Source organism: Bacillus sp. AFS002410 (genome assembly GCF_002556365.1).
GTDB lineage: Bacteria > Bacillota > Bacilli > Bacillales > Bacillaceae_G > Gottfriedia.
On the sequence record NZ_NUEU01000025.1, the window covers coordinates 11,856 to 31,819 of the forward strand.

Below are 19,964 nucleotides of genomic sequence, written 5' to 3' on the forward strand. Positions count from 1 at the left end.
GACATTTCAATTAAATAGCCTTTTTTCATGTTCTTTCATCCAAAAATGGAAAGATAAATCTCTAATAATTTTTCGCTATAAAAGTAACTAACGATTCCCCCTGCTGCAATGAATGGTCCAAAAGGAATCGGACTTCGTTTCTTTGATCGATCCTTCATTATTAAAAGTAATCCAAACATACAGCCTAAGAAGCATGAAAGCATAAATGTAATGAGCGTTAATTTCCACCCTAAAATAATTCCAAGCACACCAAATAATTTTATATCTCCCCCTCCCATTCCACCTTTACTAATGATTGAAATAAGAAGCAAGACCATGAAAGCTCCTACCGCTCCCACAACACTACTCCACCGTGAATCCAACGGAATAAAAATTCGTTCAAGTATAAAAAGAAACAAAAAGATTAGTAGAATCCGATTTGGGATCATCATAAACCTACTATCTGATACCACGATAATCATCAGTAATGCAATGAAAGACAATGAAATAATTAATTCTTTATGAAAGCCGATTTCATGGATTGCTATTACGAATAAGAAACCTGTTACTAATTCGATTAAAATATACATCTTGGAAATTGGTAGCTTACAACTTTTACACCTCCCTCTTTGTAATAGAAAAGAAAGTACAGGTATTAACTCTGCAGCACCTAGTTTATGTGAACAATTTGGGCAAGTTGAGCCTGGTGAGATAATTGATTTACCCAATGCAACCCTTATTCCTACCACATTAAAAAAAGAACCAAACACAAGTCCTAGTAGAAAAAAAGATAGGTAGATTATGGTTATGTTTACCATCTCCTTCAAAATATATTTAAATGATGAATGAATCTCATTATAACATTCGGGGATCTTCTACCTGTTTCATAAAATGGAACATTCTATGAAATATAAAAAAAAGCAATCTACCTTTCTTAAGAAAAGTAAATTGCTCTATTATTATGTTAGTTTATTTAATTACACTACCTGAGCCCGCGAATTTTGGTTTCCAATATGAATTAGAAAGACTTACAACAGCTACTCCCTTACTTGAAGTCGCTGAAATAAAATTGTTATTTCCCATAAAAATTCCTACGTGGCTAATACCTTTTTTATATGTATTTTTGAAGAAAACTAAATCTCCAGGTACGGGTTTTTTAACAATTGAACTAACAGTATACATTGATGAAGCAGTACGAGGTAATTTTTTACCTACTTTGTTATATACATATCCAACGTATCCCGAGCAGTCAAAACCATTAGTACTTGTACCACCAAAACGATATGGTACTCCAGTATACTTTTTAGCGATTACCGTTACCTGATTTTTCTTTGAGTACGGGTTATATGTAGATGCTGCTTGTGATTTAGTCGTGAAAAATACCATGCTCAGTAAGCATACGAAAGCTATCATTAATTGCTTTTTCATCACTTTCTCCCCCTTCATTGATAATGTAAGTCTAGCAAAATACAATAATGAAAGCCATTACAGGATTGTTACAAATTGTCGAAGTGTTTGTAATACTATAAAACGATGTAAGTTTTTGCCAAAGTGTGCAACAAAAAATGACTGCCATTCGACAGTCATTTTTCAGATTGATGAAGTGTAGAGCTATGAATGTGGGGAATGCGAACACTAAGTGGACTTTGTTGATATAGTTGTGAACTTTGTTGATATATCGGTGGTTTTTGTTGATATATTAGTGATATTTGTTGATATATCGAGGATATTTGTTGATAAGGTCATCTGTCCTTCTTTGAATGCGTATTTCAACGTGGGAATTTATAGATTTAATGGAGCTTCTTTAGTTTTCATTGTTTTCTCTTCTATTTTTTGATGATTTCACTCAATTTCTTTATGATTCTTGCCCTTATTTGCAGTTATGCTGATTTTAATTGCAGTTTCTCCTTTTTTATTTGCACTTCCTCTGATTTAATTGCAGTTTCAGCCTTTTTATTTGCACTTCCCCTGATTTTAATTGCAGTTTCAGCCTTTTTATTTGCACTTCTCCTAATTTAATTGCAGTTTCACCTTTTTTATTTGCACTTCCCCTGATTTAATTGCGGTTTCTCCTTTTTTATTTGCACTTCCCCTGATTTAATTGCAGCTTCACCTTTTTTATTCGAACTCTTTTACCTTGCAATATTAATTAGCAATCTCATTTTTCAGCCATAAAAAAAAACTGCCATATGACAGTTTTTTAAGTCTACTCTATTTCAGCGTTAGAATTATACTAGTCGATATACTCTTGCTTCAAAAGGTTTAAATTCCATTTTTTCAACTAATTTCTGATCTGCTTGATTGATGTTTGTTAAACATAATTCGCTAGTCTTGTTCGTAAGTTCTTTAGGTAATACAAATTTTTGTTTCTCAGAAGATAAGTTAGAGATTACCAAGAATGTTTCATTTTCTCCGTTACGAGTATATGCATAAATAGGTTCATTTTTTACATCTAAGTATTCATAGGGCGCATGAACTAATGTCTTATTTTGCTTACGTAATGTAATCATCTTTTTATAGAATGATAAAATTGAGTCAGCATCTTTTAGTTGAGTTTCAACATTGATTTCTTTAAAGTTTTCATTCGTTTTAAGCCAAGGTTTGCCCGTCGTAAATCCGGCGTTTTCTTCGCTATTCCATTGCATAGGTGTACGGGAATTATCACGGCCCGTTTTCCATAGAATGTCTAAAACAGCTTGTTCTGTTGAACCATTTTCAATCATTGAATTGTACATATTTTTTGCACTTACATCATTATAGTCGTTGATTGATGTGTAATGAACATTTGTCATTCCAATTTCTTGCCCTTGGTAAATGAATGGTGTTCCTTGCATAAAGAAATACATTAATCCAATCGCTTTAGCGGAATTTTTCCAATAAGCTTCGGCATCATTTCCTAATGTGCTTACTGCTCTTGGTATGTCATGGTTTTCTATAAATAACGCATTCCAACCGAAACCGTCTAGCCCAGTTTGCCATTTAGTAAGAACTTCTTTTAAGTCAGCGATTGACGTTTCAGAATCGTCAGTTTTCTTCCAAAGGTCTAAGCTTTCGAATTGGAAAATCATATTGAACTTACCTTCTTTTTCTCCAACCCATAGGTGAGCATCTTTCGTCGTTACGCCGTTTGCTTCACCAACTGTCATTATGTCATATTTATCAAAGGTTTCACGCTTTAATTCGTCTAAATATTTGTGGATTCCTTCTTGGTTCATATGCATATCAAAGCTTGCGACATATTTTTCTTCCTTGGGATTTGGCATATCGGGAAAACCTGTTCTTTTCTTAATGTGACTTATTGCATCCACACGGAAGCCGTCTATTCCTTTATCTAACCACCAGTTAATCATGTCATATATTTTTTGTCTTACTTCTTTGTTTTCCCAGTTTAAATCAGGTTGCTTTTTAGAAAATAAATGTAGGAAGTATTCCTCTGTATTTTCATCGTACTCCCATGCAGATCCACCGAAAATACTTTCCCAGTTATTTGGCTCTTTACCTGATTTATTTCCTTCTCTCCAAATATAGTAGTCTCTGTAAGGATTATCCTTAGACTTTTTAGATTCTAAGAACCAAGGATGCTCATCACTTGTGTGATTGACGACTAAATCTAAAATGAGTTTCATTCCTCTTTGATGTACACCTTCTAATAGCTCATCAAAATCAGCCATTGTACCGAATTCATCCATAATGTCCTGATAATCTGAGATATCATAACCATTATCATCATTTGGTGATTTATAAAATGGACAAATCCATATAACATCTATTCCTAATTCTTTTAAATAATCTAATTTTGAAATTACCCCTCTTAAGTCACCGATTCCATCACCGTTTGAATCCATGAAACTACGTGGATAAATTTGGTAGGCAACCGCTTCCTTCCACCAACTTTGATTTGTCATAATCTCTCTCCTCCAAATGCATAAAAGCGTTTTCAATATTAGTTATAATAATAAATACGATAAAAAAGATGATTACTAATTTCATTGCAATCGTTTGCACAATAATATCTTAACATTCTACTAGTTATAGTTCAATAACTGAAATCGACGCCAGCTTGCACATAATAGAAAAAAGCGGCTAGAAATTACTTAAGCCGCTTTTCGTTTACTTCTACTTATTGTTCTAATTTTTTTACATCGTTTACCTTTGCAGAAGGATGTATTTGCACATCTTCTGTATATTCCACTAGTTCAATTACACATTTTGGTCCAATTGTTACAGCATCGCCTCTTACGACACTCGCTGTCGTATAATCAACTTTTACAGCACTACCCTCGATCACGTCTGCTTTAAAATTCAACCGATTATTAAAAAGTTTACTAAAAAGTCGTGCAAATATATTGTTGTCATCGAATCGACTAATTTCAATTGTTTCTCCACCAATTTCAGGAATATAGCTAAATCCATTGTGAGGTAAATAACCAAATCCGCCATGTGTAATTTTTACGTTTTCAGCATTTAATAAACCATTCATTGATAAGTGACCCTTAGCTGTAAATACTTCACATTCAGATCCTTTTTCCGTTGAAAGCGATCCTTTTACAGTAATTACTTCTGCCTTTACTATACCTGTCGTTTTCATTGAACCTGAGACATTAATACTTTTAACATTTAAGTCACCTTTTGTTTTAAAGCTTCCGCTAACATTCACATCTCCACCTGAAACTTTACCATCAATCGAAGCCGAGCCACTGACACTCATTTTTTTCGCATCAACGTCACTTAAACATTTAGCGCTTCCGCTACAATTAAAATATTCAGTTTCAACTTTTCCATTGAATTTAGCTGAGCCACTTACTTTCACTTCATGACAAAAAATATCACCAAGTATTCGTCCGCTTCCACTAATTCTAACGTCATCATATTTGCCAGAACCAATTGTTCCTGAACCATTTATAACCGCATCTTGCCTTGATTGCACGCTCACTATAATCTCTCCTCCATTATTTATTTAACCGATTTATTTAAATAGCTTGAAAGAGCAACATTGATTAAGATCGAGTCCTTTTGATCAACAAATGTTTCATGTCGATTACCAATTATCCAATTGCCCATGCCAAATTTTCGAATATAAATTACGATTGCTTCATCTAATTTAATTTCTTTTTTATGTGTTTCTACTAAATTTAAAAATTGTGTTACTTCATCAATCGTTAAAGTGCCTTTGGAAAGCCAGTCGTTCACGCATAGTAATGAACTTAGTTGAACCGTACCTAAATGCTCTAACTTATTATTTGGAAAAAGTGTTTGATATATTTGTAGGACTTGTTTAGGGACTTGCTCCAAAGATAAAGTAGCATGCCCGCGATCAGAAACGATTTCTTCATTGATTGAAAACACTCTCGCAATATCATCTAATGATTGATCATCCTTCAACTCTTTTATTTTTTCAATCCGATCCAAAATTTGCTTCTTCGGAAAAAACGTTTCCTGTCCAGTAAAGCTTGATTTTTTCATAAACCACTCTTCAGGAATGATGTTTTTTCTTTTCCATCTATAAAGCTGTCCGTACGATATGCCTGTAAGTTGTAGTAAATCTTTTTTTGAAACTAATTCTTCACTCATATGACATTCCTCCTGACACGAGTATAACAAAACAATGTTTCATTGTAAAGTATTCACATAAAACACATTTGACACTAACTTTTCTCTTTTTACAACAATTTTATGCGTAACAATGTTCTAATTATAGTCTTTTTCATAAAAAAAAATACCCAAAATCCATTAATCTGTGAATTTTGAGTAATACTTCATTTCAATTTTTACGATATTAAATATCATTTTTAAGCTCCAGTTGCTCCTGCTAAATTAAGTCGACATCTTCCTTTTCAAGAACAAGAGCCACTTGATATTCCTTTAAATCAATTGTTTTCTCATCTATAAATTTAACCCCTTCGTTTTGTAAGAGCTCCTTTTGCTTTAGTGCTCCAACTTCATCTTGGATTCCAATTTTCCCTTGTGAATTCAATACCCTATGCCATGGCAATTGATATTTTTGCGTCATTGAATGTAAGATTCTTACAATTTGTCTTGCGCCTCTAGGACTTCCTGCTAATTTGGCAACTTGACCGTAAGTCATTACTTTACCTAAAGGGATATTTTTAATAATTTCAATTGCTCTACTTGTAAAAGATTCCATGTTTTCCCCTTCACGTTTTGGGCCATTTTATATTAATTTTACCACAAAATTTATTATGCCTATATTTTATTAAAATAGTGTCCAATTCTACTATGTAAGAATAATCTAGTTAGTAGATTTAAAAATATTAAGGAGGAAGATAGTGAATTGAACGCTAATTTTTTAATAGCATTGAGAGAAGGTCTTGAGGTATCCTTAGTGATTGGATTTTTACTCATTACTTTAATACAGAGTAAAAAGAATCATTTAATCAAGTCGGTTATTTACGGTACACTTCTAGGAGTAGTCGTTAGTATTTTCGCTGGATTTTTCTTATTTTCAACATTCGGTGATCTAAATGCAAATATTGAACATACTATTGAGGGCGTAATACAATTAATTGCAGCGTTATTAATTTTTTACTTTATCTACTGGTTAAGTGGTCAAAGTAGCATTAATATTTCAGAAAAGATGAAATCAGAAGTTAAAATTAAAGATAATAATTTATCATTATTTTTAATGGCGAGTGTATTTGTAATACGTGAGGGCTTAGAGCTAGTTTTATTTGTTTTATCAAATGCTCAAACAATCGAGTTTGTTGGAATGATTGCAATTCTACTAGGTATTCTCTCAGCAATCCTAATCGCATATTTATTTATCAAAACTACAATCAATTTAAATATTAAAGTCATTTTTACTTTACTAGGTATTCTATTAATTTTCTTTGGAGGAAAAGTATTTACTGAAGGAGTTTTCTCATTTGTAGATGCTTCATCATTAGTTGAACAAATTGTCTATTATGCTTTTGTCGTCATTTCACTATTTGTTTTATTTAAAAACAACATTTTATCATTCTTCAAGAAATAAAGATTACCTTAAGCAAATGTCTCATAATAACGAAAACCCACAGGGTGTAAAATACCTTGTGGGTTTTACTGTTATTTCAACAATTGCAACCATACTTAAATTATTAGTTTCCTTACTATCACTTTTCTGTATAGTTTTTCACATTCATACTATAATACTTTTATAAGATATCGAAAGGACGGTTGGAATGAAAATTACAATTACTGATGACGCAATAAAATGGTTCCAAGATGAGATGAATGTGAAAGAAGGAGATACAGTTCGTTTTTTCGCAAGATATGGTGGAAATAGTACAATACATAAAGGTTATTCATTAGGTGTAACAAAGGAACAACCAGTTAATATTGGAGAATCTATTACGATTAATAATGTTGTTTATTTTATTAATGAGACTGATTTATGGTATTTCAAAGACTATAATTTGAATGTAATTATAGACGATCAAAAAGAATTACATTTTAGTTATGAACCTAAATAAAAAATGAGCTTAGGTAACACCTATCCCATTTTCTGTTTCAATTGAAAAGAGTGCCTCACAATTTATGTGAGACACTCTTTTTGTTTATTCTTCTATTTTTTTCTTTTTACTTACTAATTTGTAGATAACTGGAATGATGATTAATGTTAAGAATGTTGAAGTTGTTAAACCACCGATTACAGTTACTGCTAGGCCTTTCGAAATTAAACCAGATGTTGAATTTGAAAGTGCCATTGGAACTAATGCAAGGATTGTTGCTAATGCTGTCATTAGGATTGGACGTAATCTTGTTTTTGAAGCTTCGATTAATGCGTCAGTTACTTCTAATCCTTTTTTACGGTTGTGTTCAACACGGTCTAATAATACAACTGCGTTTGTTACAACGATACCAATCAACATTAATAATCCGATCATTGCACTCATTGATAGTGTTTGCTTTCCGATATAAAGTGCTAAGAAAGCTCCTACTGGTACGAAGATTAATGACGATAATATGACAAACGGTGTTCTTAAGCCACCAAATGTCATGCTCATGATTAGGAATACTAATCCAACAGCAACTACCATTGCTATACCAAGACTGCTGAATCCATCTGTAATCATATCTAAACCGCCGCCAATTTTCATATCGACACTATTAGGAAGATCAATTTTCTTTAATTGTTTTGTTACGTCTTTTGTAATTGCTGCAGTGTCTTTACCTTTTACTTCAGCACTTACTGATGCATACATTTTTCCATCATCATGGTTGATTGAAACCGGTGCATCCTTTTGAGAAATTGTTACATAGTCTTTTATTGCTTTTGGACCTGTAGCAGTCATAATTTTGATGTTTTCAAGGTCTTCTTTTGTACTTGCTTTATCTTTATAACCAACAGTTAGTTTATTTGTTTCTCCGTTTAAATCATAATCGCCGATTTCAACGTCGTTAATTTTTTCGTTAATTGCTCCCATTACTTGGAACATTGAAATATTTTCATCACGTGCTTTATCGTTTAATGTTATTTCTAATTTTGGTTGTACATCTTTTAAATTATTCGTAACATTTTTTAAACGATCATCATTATTTAATTCTTTCTCAATTTTTGATGCTGCATCTTTTAACTCAGTAAAGTTAGCAGAGTATAGATTTACATCAATATTGTTTCCTGTTGGTGGACCATTTTGAGAAAGCTCTTTTGCTACAATTGTTGTACCTTTAACTTTCGCATCAACAATAGAAGGCACTTCTTTTGTGATTTTTGAAAGTTCTTTATCCATATTCTTTCCATTTTTTAGATTAACTTGGAAGACCGCTTTATTTTTACCGCCATCCATATTCATCATAAAATCACGTTTACCACCGACAGTAGCTTGTACACTATCAATTAAGTCAGAATCCGCAAAGTATTTTTCGATTTCCTTGGCAACTAAATTAGATTGTGCAACTGTACTATTTGATGGAAGAGTAGCTGTAACTTGAAGAGTTTTATTTACACTTCCAGGTAAGAATGAGAATCCTAATAAAGGAATCATCGACAATGAACCTGCTAATAAAACGATTGATAATAAAAGAACAATCCATTTACGTTTTAATGCAGAACGAAGAATTTTTTCGTATCTTCTCATAAAACGTGTATCATTACTATGTTCTTTTAATGGTTTAGATAAGAATTTTGCTCCTAAAGTCGGAATTAGAATAATCGCAACGATTAAAGAAGTTAATATTGAAACTACTACTGAAATCGCAAACGGTCTAAAGAATTCTCCAATAATTCCACTTACAAATGCTAACGGTAAAAATACTACTACTGTTGCAAATGTAGAAGAGGCAATCGCTCCGATAACTTCTTTTGTTGCAAATAGAGCCAATTCTTTTCTCTTAAATTGATTAGCTTTTTGTTGCTTCCATCTGTATATATTTTCAATTACAACGATACTATCATCAACGATACGTCCAATTGCAACAACTAGACCACCTAAAGTCATGATATTCAATGTATAGCCTAATGAGTTTAATACTGAGATCGTTGCAAAGATTGAGATTGGTAAAGATAAAATTGAAATTAAAGTCGCTCTAATATTTCTTAAGAATAACAGAATAACAACGACTGTAAATAAAGCTCCAAGTAGACCTTCTTTAATTAAAGAACTAACGGATTTTTCAATTTCTTTCCCGTTATCCATAATTACATGTGTTTCTACATTATTATCCTTCTTAAATGATTTAATTTCTTTCTTAACAGCTGTTGCAACGTCTGCTGTATTTGAATCTTGTGTTTGAGATACTGATAAAATATAACTTTCTTTTCCGTTATATCTTGAAATTTGATCTTGAACCGAAACTACTTTTACATCTGCAATATCAGCAACTGTAACATTTTTTGGCACTAAGTTTTGAGCTTGTCCTGCACCTCTACCTAATTGTGCACTACCGGCCGTAGCTCCCATTTGTGCACTTTGGCTAGCAGCACTAGATAAAACTGTTTTTTTGATTTGATCGATTGAGTTTAACGTACCTTTCATTCGAACAGATACAGTTTTGCCATTATTTTCAACAGAACCTAGTGGTACTGCATAATCAAGGCCTTGAATTGCAGTTTTAATTGTATCTAATGAGATTCCTTTTTCTTCTGCTTTTTTGTTATCTACAACGATTTGAATTTCTTCTTCTTTTGTTCCTTGAAGACTAACATCACTAACACCAGTTATTTTTTTAATTTGAGGTAGTAAATCATTTTCGATTGATTGCTGTAAATTTTTAGCTTGACCATTATTTGCAATCGCTACTTGATAAATTGGAGCAGAGTCCATCGCAATTCGTTGAACTGTTGCTTCAGCTTTGTCAGGTAATTTCGTTTTGTTGATTACGTTATCTACATCTTTTTCAATTTTATCCATATCCGTTCCAAAAGGATAAATTAAAAAGATTGAAGCCATATTTTCACTTGAAGTACTAGTTAACTGATCATAGTTTTCAAGCTTCATTAAACCAGATTCGATTGGCTTTGTGACCTCTGACTCTATATCCTCAGATGATGCACCAGGATATACTACCTGAACTGCAACTGCTGGGAATGAAACATCTGGAAATGTTTCAATTTGTATTTTTTGGGCTGAATAAATTCCACCAACTAATACAAGAACACTTAATATAATCACTGAGATGGTATTCTTTAAACTTAATTTTGTTAAGCCTGCAAACATATTGTATTTATTTCTCCTTCCATTAGTTACATTTCTAATACTTGATTATTTTATCAAAACTATATGAACAGAATATGAACAATTAGGAACATAATATGAACTTTTTAAGTTTCCAAGTTCTTAGGCAAGATGATCGTAAAGCTTGTTCCTTTTCCAACATCACTTTCCACTTCAATTTTCCCACGGTGCATTTCAACAATTTTTTGTACAATTGAAAGACCAAGCCCGGTTCCTTTTTTATTTCTAGAACGGTCTGCTTGATAAAAGCGTTCAAAAATACGCTCCATATCTTCCTTACTGATTCCTAGTCCACTATCACTAATGATGACTTTAATTATTTGATCCATTTCCCAAATATCTACTTTAATGTACCCAGCAATACTCGAGAATTTAATCCCGTTTTGTAATAAATTAATCCATACTTGTTCAAGTAGTAAGCGGTCAGCTACTATTTCAGTTTTTGGTAAATTTAAAACTAATTGAAGTTTTTTACTTTCCCAATGCGGCTCTAATGCTAAAATAATTTTTCGAATTTGTTCATCTAATTTATATGTCGTGGGCAAGAATGGATGTTGCTCAGAGTCTAAGGAAGCTAACTTCAATAGTCTTTCACTCATAATAGAAAGACGCTCACTTTCAGTCTCTATTATAGTTAAATAATGCTCTCTTTTTTCTTCAGTTAATTGCTTGTTCCTCAATACCTTTGCAAATCCTTTGATGGATGTTAAAGGTGATTGAATTTCATGAGAAACATTGGAAACAAATTCACTTCTCATCTCTTCTAAATTATTTAATTTATTCGTCATCAAATTAAAGTTGGAAGCAAGTAAACCAATTTCATCCTTCCGCTTAATTTTTACTTGAACGTCATAATTACCGTTCGCCAATTCTTTCGTAGCTCGAATTAGCTCTTTTACAGGCTTTATTAATAACTTAGCAACAAATAAAAATGTGATTGAGCCAATTATTAAAGTTGTAAGTAAACTAAAAAATAATACCCGACGCATTTTAAAGAATCCTCGATCAATATTTGGCTGAATAAATAAAGCATATTTATGCCCATCTTTTTCAAAAGGTAGAGCTATTAGATAAGGATTACTTTCTTTCTGAACATTTTTTTGGTTTAGCACTTTTAATATTTGGTCTTTTTTAATGCTCTTCTTTTTTTGTACTGTATTTTTCAAAACAATTTTACCCGACTCATTATAAAGCGTAATATAAAAGTTTTTACTAAGAATCTGTAAGGTCGCTTCTACTCCATTTTGATTATTTGGCTTAGAGTAAGTGGTAATAAAATTTTCTCCAACATCTATTAAATCACTTTGCACTTCTGTTTCAACATGTTTAATAAAGTATTTTGATGCGATAAAAAAAGTTATGACTAAACTCAGTAAAATGACTGATATGAAAATTAAGACGAGTCTTGTATACATACTTTTCATGTATTATTTTCCTCTAACTTATAGCCTAGTCCTCTGATTGTAACGATTTCAACAGTAGCCTTTAACTCTCTTAGACGTTCTCTTACTCTTTTAATATGTACGTCAACTGTCCGCTCATCACCCTCATAATCAAGGCCCCAAATTTGTTCAATTAAGTCGTTTCTCGTAAAAATTCTGCCAGATTGACTAGCAAGCTTAAACAGTAACTCAAATTCCTTTAAAGGGAGTGTAATCGATTGCTCATTAACAGCAATTTCATATTTTATTTGATTAATCGCTAAATTTCCTAAAAGGATATTTTTATCAGAAATTAATTGAAACCTTCTTAAAAGAGCTTTAACACGAGCAACAATTTCTAACGGATCAAACGGCTTCACCACATAATCATCTACCCCAAGATCAAAGCCTTTAAGTTTATCCTGTGACTCACCTTTAGCAGTAACCATTAAAATCGGAATATCATAAAACTTTTTAATTTCTTTTGTAAGTTCATATCCATCTATTTCAGGCATCATCACATCAACTACTGCGATTTGAATACTGTTTTTTTCTAAAAGCATTAATGCTTTTTCTCCGTTTTCAGCCTCAATTACTGAATAACCTTCAGCATTTAAAAAAATAGAAATCAACTCTCGAATATTTGCGTCATCATCAACGACTAAAACTTTAACATGATTCAAAAAAGCCACCTTCTTACATTAACAATTAATTATATTCCTATTATATAAATTCATTATGAACTAAATATGAATTATGAAACCAAAACTTAAAATGATTAAGAATACTCGCCGATCGGTCTACTTTGTATTTTAATGCGTAAAAAAGAGAGTGGTCTGATTGACCACCCTCCTATAGAAGGTTATAAATATCAATTTAATTATTTAAACTCGGTATTCCCTACTACTTTACCAGCTTTTCGTTCTCTTGCTATTCTAATCCTATTAGCTCTTTTCTTACTATGCTCACTATTACCAGAATCTTTACGAGTAAAATAAACTGCCGTTAACATTGTTATAATAAGAATTCCGCCAAACACGTACATATCTAACACTTCATTTCCCCCGTTTTATAAATTATTTTTTCAAAAAATGGATGCAAAAAGACACTGGAAGAATCTCCAGTGCCTAAAAATACATCCACGTGGAAACCTTCTCCTTACACGCCTACGAGGTTAGCTGTCGGATTCGGACCTAAAAAGTAGCCCTACCTAAAAAGGATTCACCCCAAAGTGCAATTGCACAAAAATCGGTTCCCCCGCTTCAATGTTGAAAAACCATTCCGATAAAATAGTAAAGAAGGTCTTCAACAGAACTCAGCGATCAACGGTCATTTATTTATATATATTACTTAAATTACAATTCAACTACTAAATTGTATACTATTTTGTTACATTTTGAAACTCTAAAGCTTTGATAAAGGGAAAAGGTAAGTGAAATACGTTAAAAAAATGGAAGAATCCAGCTCAATTGGAACTAATTAGGACGATTTTTAAAAATTTTTTTAATTTATTCTTCTATTTCCTAGTTGCCACATTGAAGGTCTCAAGATGAGAAATACGGTAATCCTTAAAACCGATCTCACCCTATAAAAAGCGAGTCCATATAGTGAAAATCAATGTACTTCTTAGTCAGAATTTAAGTCGCAAAACCAATCTTAAAGTTAAAATCTAGTTAACTTTTTTTCTTCAAAATAATAAGTTATTAAATTTTCTACTTCTTGTTCATATTCTTCTTGTTAAATAGTGGAATAATATGGAATACTAAAGCTAAGTATTAATATTTATTTTGTTTAATTATAACTTCAGGAGTGTCTTATGAATAAGATTCGGATTAGTAAAGTAGGTTTGTTTAAACTATTTTTCATTTCAATATTACTAGTTACATTCATCTTTGTTGGAAAAAGCGTACTTTTAAATTTCGACTTTCAAATGTTCTTTAACTATATGGAGTCTCTTACATTAATACAATATTTTCTAATTTTTGCATTAGGTATTATTGCTGTTTCTCCAATGTTTTTATATGATTTCGTCCTTGTTAGACTATTAAAATTAGATTTCAGTTTTCGTAAAATTTTAATGGTAGCTTGGCTTGCAAACACTTCCTCTAACTTAATTGGACTCGGTGGAGTGGCTGGTACTACTATTCGAACTCTTTTTTATCGACAAGAGCGCACTGGACCAGAAATTGTTAAAGCGGTAAGTAGTGTAACAATCTTCTTACTTTCTGGATTATCGATATTGAGTTTAGTTTTATTTACAGGAATCTTTGATTTATCATTTTTAAATGAATATAAGTACTTATATGTCGCAATCGTCATTGCCATTTGTTATTTCCCGGTAATGTTTTTAGTAGTTTATATGAAGCGAAATTTTTTCTCGGAAAATTTTTCCGCAAAATATATGATCTCATTGGTTACCATTTCCTTATGTGAATGGTCCTTTATATTTTTATTTATTTACTTTATTTGTTTATTTTTAAATATTGATATTTCGATTATCGAAGTTTTGCCCGTTTTTTTAGTGGCCTCTGTAGCAGCACTGTTAAGTATGATCCCTGGCGGATTAGGTTCATTTGATTTTATTTTTCTATTAGGTTTCACTTATTTTGGGATTGATAAAGAAACAACACTACTAGTTTTATTAATCTATCGTTTCAGTTATTTCTTCTTCCCATTTGCTTGTGGTATTGTTTTAGCACTTAAACTATTATGGAACAAAATCAATCAATCATTTAATGATATTCCAAACCAAATATCAACCTATTTGGGCCATAAGATTTTAACGATTTTAATTTTTTTGTCTGGAGTAATTCTCTTAGTTTCCGCAGCTGTGCCAAGCATGCTTTTAAGAATTAGTCTTTTAAATTTAATTTTACCGTCAACAATTATTAATCTTTCTCATTTGATTTCGGTCACAGCAGGCTTTACATTATTAGGGCTCTCGCGAGGAATTGATTATAAAGTGAAAAGAGCATGGTATATTACTTTATTCATGCTAATTGTTGGAGCAATTACAACTTATTCAAAAGGGTTAGATTATGAAGAAGCACTTTTTGTACTAGCAGTAGCATTTATATTATTTGCTTCAAAGAAACAATTTTATAGAGAAAGCTTCGTTTTAACTTGGGGAAAGCTGATCGTTGATAATTTTATCTTGTTTTTCTTTTTAGGGAGCTATTTACTAATTGCTTATATTAATCTTCCACATACAAATGTGCGAATCCCTGCCAAATATTTGCCTTATATTCTTGTCAATTCGAGGGATATCGTAATAAGTGCAGTGCTCGGTTTTGTAGCGGCTTTTCTATTTTTTTATATCGCTTTTTTCAAAGTTAATAGAAAAGAATTTAATTTTATAGGCACAAAAAATGAAGAAGAAAAAATAAGAGACCATTTAAATACATATGGTGGAACTGAACTTTCCCACTTAGTTTTTTTACATGACAAATATTTATTTTGGGCTCAAGATGAAACAGTATTATTTATTTTCCAACCATATGCAGACAAATTAGTTATTTTAGGTGACCCAATTGGGGAAAAGTCCCGTATCTATCCTGCAATTGAAGAATTATTAAATTATGCTGATCAATTTGGATATACTCTCGTCTTCTATCAAGTAAACTCAAATTCTTTAGCGTACTTACATGAAAATGGATTTGATTTCTTTAAACTCGGTGAAGAAGGGTTTACGGATATTTCAACGTTCTCTTTATCTGGAAAACGTAATAAAGGTATTCGCGCCCTTTACAATAAGTTTGAACGTGAAGAATATAGTTTTGAAATGATTGAACCTCCGTTCTCAAATGAGTTCTTTTCAGATTTAAAGGATTTATCTACTGAGTGGCTAAAAGGTCGAAAAGAAAAAGGTTTTTCACTTGGCTATTTTGATGAGAATTACATCAAACTTGCACCTGTAGCCGTCATTAAAAATAATGAAAATAAGATGATTGCTTTCGCGTCTATTATGCCTAACTATAATGACCATACAATTTCGATTGATTTAATGCGCCATAAAATAGATGCACCAAAGGGAATTATGGATTATATGTTTATTAATTTAATTGAATCGTTTAGATCGAAAGATTTTCACTACTTTAATATCGGCATGACACCTTTAGCAAATGTTGGACTTTCTAAATATTCATTTGCTAGTGAAAAAATTGCAGCACAGATTTATGAATATGGACAGTTCTTGTATCATTTTCAAGGTTTAAGAAGCTTTAAAGAAAAATACGTAGATTCTTGGACACCGAAGTTTTTGGCATATCATAAAAAAACATCTTTACCGATTACTATGTTACAAATTACTTCATTAATTTCTAAAACTAGAAAACCGTAAATTTGAAGTCAGTTAATGTACTTAACACATTAACTGACTTTTTTAGTGCGAAAAAAAGCTTTATTCCCTTCTTACTCTTAAATTTCTAATCAAAATATAAAAATTGGTAAAAAATAATAATCATTATCGCTTGCAAAATTATTTCCTATCAACTATGATTGTGTCATATTAAATTGTGCACAACTAATATATAAGGATGTTGACATATGAATAAAGAAAACCAGCTTTTGCTTGAAAATCAATTATGCTTTTCGATTTATGCTTGCTCTCGAGAAATTACGAAATTATATCGCCCAATATTAGATGAAATTGGCATTACTTACCCGCAATACCTGGCACTACTTTCTCTTTGGGAAAAAGACCAACAAACTGTAAAAGAGCTTGGTGGGACTCTTTTTCTTGATTCAGGTACACTTACACCAATGCTAAAGCGCATGGAATCTGCCGGATTAATCTATCGCAAACGTGATTCAAGCGATGAGAGAAAAGTATTTATTACATTAACTGATGATGGAAAAGCATTAAAAGAAAAAGCTTATTGTATTCCAGAGAAGTTTTTTAATGAAAGCGACACTACTCAAGAGGAATTTTTGACAATATTAAGTCAAATAAAGTCATTATTACAGAAAGTTCAATCTGCAAATGAAAATTAATAATTTATATAAAGGAGAAATTTAAAATGGAAAAATTATATACTGCTACAGCAACTGCAACGGGTGGACGTGACGGAAGAGTAATTTCATCTGATGATTTTATTAATTTAGAGCTTAAACCACCAGTAGAATTAGGTGGTCCTGGTGGTGCAACAAATCCTGAACAACTTTTCGCAGCTGGTTATTCAGCTTGCTTCGATAGTGCCTTAAACTTAGTAGCTCGTCAGAAAAGTATTAAATTAGAAGCTACATCTGTAACCGCAAACGTAACAATTGGTAAAGATCCCGCTGACGGAGGGTTTAAATTAGCTGCTCAACTCGATGTAAAAGTGCAAGGAGTACCAACTGAAGTTGCGGTAGAACTAGTTAAAGCTGCTCATGGTGTATGCCCATACTCTAAAGCAACTAGAGGAAACATGGACGTTCAATTGAGAGTTATTGGATAAGAGTTAAGGTTAAAGGTAAAAAAGGGAATAGGCTAAGGTTAACCTATTCCCTTTTTCTACCCCTCTAGTATCGTTTCGTATTTTAACGAGTCGTCTTTTGTAAAAAATTTTCGATAGGAAAGTAGTGTTGAGGAAAATACGCTTATTGCGATTGCTCCGATTAAGATGCATTCAATTAATAATTGGTATTTAATCGCATATAAGGGACTGATTCCTGCAAAAATCATACCAGTCATTGAACCTGGCAATGTAACGATTCCAACTGTTTTAGCACGATCAATTGATGGAATTAATGCTGCTTTTATTGAATTTTTTATGACATGATTTGATGCTTGTTTAGTTGTTGCACCTAAGCATAGTGCAGCTTCAATTTGATTTTTATTCGCTTGAATTTCAGCTCTAAGTCTAGTTAATGCTAAACTATTTGCGTTCATTGATGTACTAATAATCATACTTGAAATTGGAATAACATATTGAGCTTTTAACGAAATTTTATTTGCTACCAGTACGATTCCTAAAGAAATCATAACGCCTAGAAAAATACTAATAAATGAAATAAAGAATGCTCCCTCAATATGATGCGATCGTTTACTTGAAGTATGAGCACCAAATAAAATCATACAAAATAAAATAATGATGACTATGAAAAAATGTTCAATTTTAAGTATGTATTCAAGTACATAACCCATAATCATTAATTGAATTACTGTCCTAACAGAAGAAACACCAATATCTTTTTCAACGCCAAGCTTTTGATAATAAGATAATGCAATCGCAATAATAATTAATAGAAATGTTAGCGATACACCTGTGATATGCAAATTACCTTCCATCATTTCACCCTCTTTAAGCAATAGTGGAAAGAAAATTCTTTCCTAATTCAGTGCTTGGATTCTTAAAAAATTCATTAACTGGACTCACTTCTACTAATTGACCATCAATTAATAGCCCTACTCGATCTGCAATTTGTTGAACTAAATCCATATTATGTGTAACAAGTACAATGGACATATTTTCCTCTACTTTTAAGTTTACTAGGAGATCCTGAATATGTAGGGTAGATTGTGGATCTAAAGCCGAAGTAATTTCATCACATAATAATATATTTGGTTTCATTGCTAGTGCTCTTGCGATTGATACTCTTTGCTGTTGCCCAATCGATAGGGATAAAGAATTTCGATTAAATAAATCAGCTTCCAGTCCAACTTTTTCTAATAAAGTCTTCGCAACTGATACGGAATCATTCTTACTATAACTACCATTTAATTTTAGACCATACAAAATATTATCCTCTACGGTTCCTTCAAATAGAGATGGAGTTTGTAAGATCATGACCGCACTTTTTCGTAGATTTTGAGGCGTCATTTTATGAATTGATTGCCCATCTAAATGGATTTCACCTTTACTAATCGTTTGTAGTCGATTTAGTGCACGTAGTAAAGTCGATTTCCCAGCTCCTGAAGTTCCTATTAAACAAAAGATTTCGCCTTTTTTAGCCACAAAACTAATATTTTTAAGGATTGAACTACCGTTAATGTCTACGCATACTTCGTTGATTAATAATGTCATTTTAACCTCACCTCCTATTAAGCGAATCAAATTTTCTTAAAAACTAAGGTGCCCTTAATAGGACACCTTTTTAGTAAATAATTAGATTATTTTTCTTCCGCGGCCGTGTGGGATGCAAAGTGGTGTTCCAAACAAGGGGTCCTTTACAATGTCACAGTTCATACAAAAAACATCGCAAATTAAATCTTGGTTTATGATTTTCTCCGGGTCCCCTTCTGCATAAACTTCTCCGCCTGAGATGGCAACTACATTATGTGCATAACGACATGCTAAATTAATATCATGTAGTACCATAACAATTGTACGTTGCTCTTTTTCATTTAATTCATAAAGTAAGTCTAAAATCTCAATTTGATGTGTTAAATCTAAATATGTTGTTGGTTCATCCAATAGAATTGTATCAGTGTCTTGAGCCAAAGTCATTGCAATCCAAGCACGTTGGCGTTGCCCTCCAGATAGCGAATCTACTAATTGATCTTTCAAATCGTACATATTTGTTATTTTTAAAGCATTATTTACTTTTTCTTCATCTTCTTTAGACCACTGTTTTAACCAAGTTTGATACGGATATCTCCCTTGTTTCACTAATTGAAATACTGTTAAACCTTCAGGGGCAACAGGGCTTTGTGGTAAGATAGAAAGATTTCGAGCAATTTCCTTTGTAGGCCTTTTACTTATTTCTTTTCCATCAAGTAAAATCGTTCCACTTTTTGGTTGTAGTAATCTTGCAAGTGATCGAAGTAAAGTTGATTTTCCGCAACCATTTGCTCCAATTAAAACTGTAATTTTCCCTTTTGGAACTTGAAAGTTTAATTCATTTATTATTGTCCTGTCATCATACGATAACGTTAATTTTTCAGTTTCTATTGCGCTCGTTGACATCT

The 19,964-nt window shown here is 32.1% G+C and carries 18 protein-coding genes and 1 riboswitch; of the genes, 5 read left to right on the forward strand and 13 right to left on the reverse strand.

Annotated elements, in window-relative coordinates; genetic code table 11:
• Positions 1–35: 35 nt before the first annotated feature.
• From CN692_RS15960 to CN692_RS15985, 6 genes are all read right to left on the reverse strand, one after another.
• Entirely contained in the window at positions 36–797 is a 762-nt protein-coding gene (locus tag CN692_RS15960; protein ID WP_257144049.1) for a prepilin peptidase, read from the reverse strand.
• A gap of 151 nt (positions 798–948) precedes the next feature.
• Entirely contained in the window at positions 949–1,407 is a 459-nt protein-coding gene (locus tag CN692_RS15965; RefSeq protein WP_098120164.1) for a C40 family peptidase, read from the reverse strand.
• Positions 1,408–2,207: 800 nt separating this feature from the next.
• On the reverse strand, positions 2,208–3,884 hold the full coding sequence (locus CN692_RS15970; protein WP_098120165.1) for a glycoside hydrolase family 13 protein: 1,677 nt from the start codon (positions 3,882–3,884) through the stop codon (positions 2,208–2,210).
• 215 nt (positions 3,885–4,099) lie between these two features.
• Positions 4,100–4,936: a polymer-forming cytoskeletal protein gene (locus tag CN692_RS15975; protein WP_098120166.1), complete on the reverse strand. Its 837-nt coding sequence runs from the start codon at positions 4,934–4,936 to the stop codon at positions 4,100–4,102.
• A complete protein-coding gene (locus tag CN692_RS15980; RefSeq protein WP_098120167.1) occupies positions 4,933–5,550 on the reverse strand; it encodes a DUF4004 family protein in 618 nt (205 codons plus the stop codon). The genes CN692_RS15975 and CN692_RS15980 overlap by 4 nt, the downstream gene beginning before the upstream one ends.
• Positions 5,551–5,788: 238 nt before the next feature.
• Positions 5,789–6,124: an MGMT family protein gene (locus CN692_RS15985; protein WP_098120168.1), complete on the reverse strand. Its 336-nt coding sequence runs from the start codon at positions 6,122–6,124 to the stop codon at positions 5,789–5,791.
• Between the two features lie 147 nt (positions 6,125–6,271).
• Between CN692_RS15985 and CN692_RS15990 the strand changes: the two genes are divergently transcribed.
• Both CN692_RS15990 and CN692_RS15995 read left to right on the forward strand, forming a co-directional pair.
• Positions 6,272–6,970, forward strand: coding sequence for an FTR1 family protein (locus tag CN692_RS15990; RefSeq protein WP_179865698.1), 699 nt, complete (start codon positions 6,272–6,274; stop codon positions 6,968–6,970).
• A gap of 187 nt (positions 6,971–7,157) precedes the next feature.
• Complete coding sequence (locus tag CN692_RS15995) at positions 7,158–7,448, forward strand: HesB/YadR/YfhF family protein (protein WP_098120170.1); 291 nt, start codon at positions 7,158–7,160, stop codon at positions 7,446–7,448.
• A gap of 84 nt (positions 7,449–7,532) precedes the next feature.
• Here the strand turns inward: CN692_RS15995 and CN692_RS16000 are convergent, their stop codons facing one another.
• The 4 genes from CN692_RS16000 to CN692_RS26210 form a co-directional block, all read right to left on the reverse strand.
• Positions 7,533–10,634, reverse strand: a complete 3,102-nt coding sequence (locus CN692_RS16000; protein ID WP_098120171.1) for an efflux RND transporter permease subunit — start codon at positions 10,632–10,634, stop codon at positions 7,533–7,535.
• 104 nt (positions 10,635–10,738) lie between these two features.
• Positions 10,739–12,076, reverse strand: coding sequence for a sensor histidine kinase (locus CN692_RS16005; protein ID WP_098120172.1), 1,338 nt, complete (start codon positions 12,074–12,076; stop codon positions 10,739–10,741).
• On the reverse strand, positions 12,073–12,756 hold the full coding sequence (locus CN692_RS16010; RefSeq protein WP_098120173.1) for a response regulator transcription factor: 684 nt from the start codon (positions 12,754–12,756) through the stop codon (positions 12,073–12,075). The genes CN692_RS16005 and CN692_RS16010 overlap by 4 nt, the downstream gene beginning before the upstream one ends.
• Positions 12,757–12,953: 197 nt before the next feature.
• On the reverse strand, positions 12,954–13,127 hold the full coding sequence (locus CN692_RS26210) for a hypothetical protein (protein WP_179874463.1): 174 nt from the start codon (positions 13,125–13,127) through the stop codon (positions 12,954–12,956).
• A gap of 93 nt (positions 13,128–13,220) precedes the next feature.
• A riboswitch (cyclic di-AMP (ydaO/yuaA leader) is annotated at positions 13,221–13,361 on the reverse strand.
• Between the two features lie 528 nt (positions 13,362–13,889).
• Here CN692_RS26210 and mprF point away from each other — a divergent pair.
• The 3 genes from mprF to CN692_RS16025 all read left to right on the forward strand — a co-directional run bounded on the left by mprF (position 13,890) and on the right by CN692_RS16025 (position 17,511).
• Complete coding sequence (gene mprF, locus CN692_RS16015) at positions 13,890–16,412, forward strand: bifunctional lysylphosphatidylglycerol flippase/synthetase MprF (RefSeq protein ID WP_098120174.1); 2,523 nt, start codon at positions 13,890–13,892, stop codon at positions 16,410–16,412.
• Between the two features lie 206 nt (positions 16,413–16,618).
• Positions 16,619–17,065, forward strand: coding sequence for a MarR family winged helix-turn-helix transcriptional regulator (locus CN692_RS16020; RefSeq protein ID WP_098120175.1), 447 nt, complete (start codon positions 16,619–16,621; stop codon positions 17,063–17,065).
• A gap of 26 nt (positions 17,066–17,091) precedes the next feature.
• Entirely contained in the window at positions 17,092–17,511 is a 420-nt protein-coding gene (locus tag CN692_RS16025; RefSeq protein WP_098120176.1) for an organic hydroperoxide resistance protein, read from the forward strand.
• A gap of 56 nt (positions 17,512–17,567) precedes the next feature.
• Here the strand turns inward: CN692_RS16025 and CN692_RS16030 are convergent, their stop codons facing one another.
• From CN692_RS16030 to CN692_RS16040, 3 genes are all read right to left on the reverse strand, one after another.
• Positions 17,568–18,347: an ABC transporter permease gene (locus CN692_RS16030; protein WP_098120177.1), complete on the reverse strand. Its 780-nt coding sequence runs from the start codon at positions 18,345–18,347 to the stop codon at positions 17,568–17,570.
• Positions 18,348–18,357: 10 nt separating this feature from the next.
• Positions 18,358–19,080 (reverse strand): phosphate ABC transporter ATP-binding protein, encoded by a 723-nt coding sequence (locus CN692_RS16035; protein WP_098120178.1) that lies wholly within the window; start codon positions 19,078–19,080, stop codon positions 18,358–18,360.
• An 81-nt stretch (positions 19,081–19,161) separates the two neighbouring features.
• The gene (locus tag CN692_RS16040) at positions 19,162–19,962 is read right to left on the reverse strand and encodes an ABC transporter ATP-binding protein (protein WP_098120179.1); all 801 of its coding nucleotides are present in this window, start codon (positions 19,960–19,962) and stop codon (positions 19,162–19,164) included.
• Positions 19,963–19,964: the final 2 nt, after the last annotated feature.